3 protein-coding genes are annotated in these 2,238 nt (G+C 71.1%); 1 reads left to right on the top strand and 2 read right to left on the bottom strand.

Translation table 11 applies throughout. The features are described from left to right. Together ACFVYF_RS37775 and ACFVYF_RS37770 are read right to left on the bottom strand one after the other, a co-directional pair. Window positions 1-917 (bottom strand): maltotransferase domain-containing protein (locus ACFVYF_RS37775; RefSeq protein ID WP_389462580.1); only part of this gene is annotated, 917 nt, incomplete at its 3' end. Window positions 918-1,000: 83 nt separating this feature from the next. Next, window positions 1,001-1,291, bottom strand: a complete 291-nt coding sequence (locus ACFVYF_RS37770; RefSeq protein ID WP_389462579.1) for a DUF5133 domain-containing protein — start codon at window positions 1,289-1,291, stop codon at window positions 1,001-1,003. 315 nt (window positions 1,292-1,606) lie between these two features. Here ACFVYF_RS37770 and ACFVYF_RS37765 point away from each other — a divergent pair, with 315 nt between their 5' ends. Beyond that, window positions 1,607-2,182, top strand: a complete 576-nt coding sequence (locus ACFVYF_RS37765) for a pep a2 (RefSeq protein WP_389462578.1) — start codon at window positions 1,607-1,609, stop codon at window positions 2,180-2,182. The last annotated feature ends 56 nt before the right edge of the window (window positions 2,183-2,238 follow it).

Here is a 2,238-nt window from a genome sequence, read left to right as displayed (position 1 = left end):
CGTACGAACGCGTCGAAGTCGTCGATCGTGCCCAGATCCGGGTGGACGGCGTCGTGCCCGCCCTCCGGGGAGCCGATCGCCCAGGGCACCCCGACATCCCAACGGCTGGCCGACAGGGTGTTGTTGGGGCCCTTGCGGAAGGTCGTGCCGATGGGGTGGATCGGCGGGAGGTATACGACGTCGAAGCCCATCTCCGCGATCGCGGGGAGGCGTTCGGCGGCGGTGCGGAAGGTGCCGCTGACCGGTGGCTGGTTCGCGCGGACCACGGCTCCCTCGGAGCGCGGGAAGAACTCGTACCAAGCGCCGTACAGTGCCCGCTCGCGCTCCACGAGCAGCGGCAGCGCCGCCGAACGGGAGAGACGGTCGCGCAGCGGGTGCTCGGCGAGCACGGCGTCCACCTCGGGAGCCAGGGCCGCCGCGAGCCGGGTCTCCGGCGGCAGGGAGTCGTCGCGGAGCGCCTTGAGGGCGGCCAGCATTGTCTTGCGTCCGGCGCCCTTGGGTACTCCGGCGGCGGCCCGCTCGTACAGCGCGGCGCCCTCTTCCAGGATCAGCGGGATGTCGATGCCGGCCGGGACCTTGATGCCGGCGGCCCTGCGCCACGCGCTGACGGGGTCGCTCCAGGCCTCCACCGTGTACGTCCACGTGCCCACGGCCGTCGGGGTGACCTCGGCGCCCCAGCGATCGGTGCCCGGGGCGAGCTCCCGCATCGGGGTCCACGGGCCCGGTAGGCCGCTCGGGTCACGCAGTACGACGCCTGCTCCCACGGCGTCATGGCCCTCGCCGAACAGCGTGGCGGTGACCTGGAAGGTCTCGCCCGCGACCGCCTTGGCCGGGCGCCTGCCGCAGTCGACGGCCGGCCGGACATCCACGATCGGGATGCGGCCGGTGGCCGGGTCGCGGTCCAGTTCCAGGTCCATGGGTTTTCGCCTCCGCCGTCCTCAAGCCCTGTCTGCGGTTGGGAGCTGCATGGGAAAGCCGGACCGTGCAGCGCGGTACGTCGCTATCTGCCGAGCGCCGGGCTCGGGCCGCGGCTTTCCACGCGAGCGCGGGAGCGGCCGCCGCGATGCTTGACCGCCGGCGCCGAAGCCGCCGCGTTGGCGTGCAGATAGCGCTCGGCTGCGTCGGCCGCCTCCCGTGCGCACCGCTCACCCATCAGCACGCACAAGGTGTAGGCCGTGTTCTCGAACTTCCCCCGCACCGCGCCGTCGGCGGGTGCTGCGAGCAGCAGGCGTTCCCACGCCCGGTATCGCTCCAGATGCCGGGCGACCTCAGCTTTGGCGGGCAGCAACATCTCGCAGGTCACCTTCCCACTCTCTCGATGGCGCGCGGTTCGCCCGAAGAGTCGTACGAGCCGTGCACGGAGAGGCACCGACCCGTCACGAGTCGGAGCCCTCCCCCATGGTGCACGCGGCGTCACTGAGCGTCTTGTTGGCTCTTCAACAACATTTGACCCGACCTCCGAAGCCCTCGTGTTGCACGAACGGAGTAGTGCTCTCACTCTGGGACTGACTCAGAAGCGATCAGTGCTCACGCTTCGTGTTCGGGGCTCGGCCCGTCAGGGCGGATGGGAGAAGCGAGAGCTTCGCTCGGTGAGGAGCCAACGACGATGAACGCTGTAGTGCCCTGCTACTACCACCTCGACGTGGAGGTCAGCCCCCAAAGGGTCGGACAGGTCAGGCGCATTCTGGCCGCCCACCTCCGGTACTGGAATCTGGAGATTCTCGTCGAGCCCGTCTGCCAGTGCGCCGAAGTGCTGCTGCACACCATCGACCGCCATGCGACGGACAAGAACACCTCCATCGAGATGTGGTGGAACGGTCAGCACCTCATCACCGCCATCTCGGACAACAACCAGGACATCCGTCCGCACTACGCACCCCAGGGGTGCCTCGCCCAGATCGCCGCCCTGAGCGACGGCTGGGGCTGCTGCGCCACGGGTGTCGGCGGGAAGATCATCTGGTTCTCGCGCCGGGTCCAGGCTCCCGACCGTGCACCCCTGGTGCCGCCCGCGCCCTCGCCCACCCTGCGGGAGGCCTGCCGGGCGCCGCGCGAGCTCCCGGTGCCGGCCCTCGCCGGAGCACCGACCGCGATCCCGGTCGAGGCCGAGACCGAGCGGGCCGGTGCCCAGGAGGCGCAGAACGTCCCGAGCCGGTCCGCGGGGCGACCGACGGTCCCGGTGTGACGCCGGACCCGCGCGCCGGCCGGCGCACACAGCACCGGGCCGCGGCTGCTTCGGCA

Origin of the sequence: Streptomyces sp. NPDC058274, from assembly GCF_042881375.1 — a bacterium.
In the GTDB taxonomy this organism is placed as follows: Bacteria; Actinomycetota; Actinomycetes; order Streptomycetales; family Streptomycetaceae; genus Streptomyces.
Note: the sequence above shows the minus strand (reverse complement) of the source record. Positions and strands in the feature narration are given on the sequence as shown.

Coding starts and splice junctions, on each gene's coding strand:
- ACFVYF_RS37770 (WP_389462579.1), bottom strand. CDS start 1,291: ATGTTGCTGCCCGCCAAAGCTGAGGTCGCCCGGCATCTGGAGCGATAC.
- ACFVYF_RS37765 (WP_389462578.1), top strand. CDS start 1,607: ATGAACGCTGTAGTGCCCTGCTACTACCACCTCGACGTGGAGGTCAGC.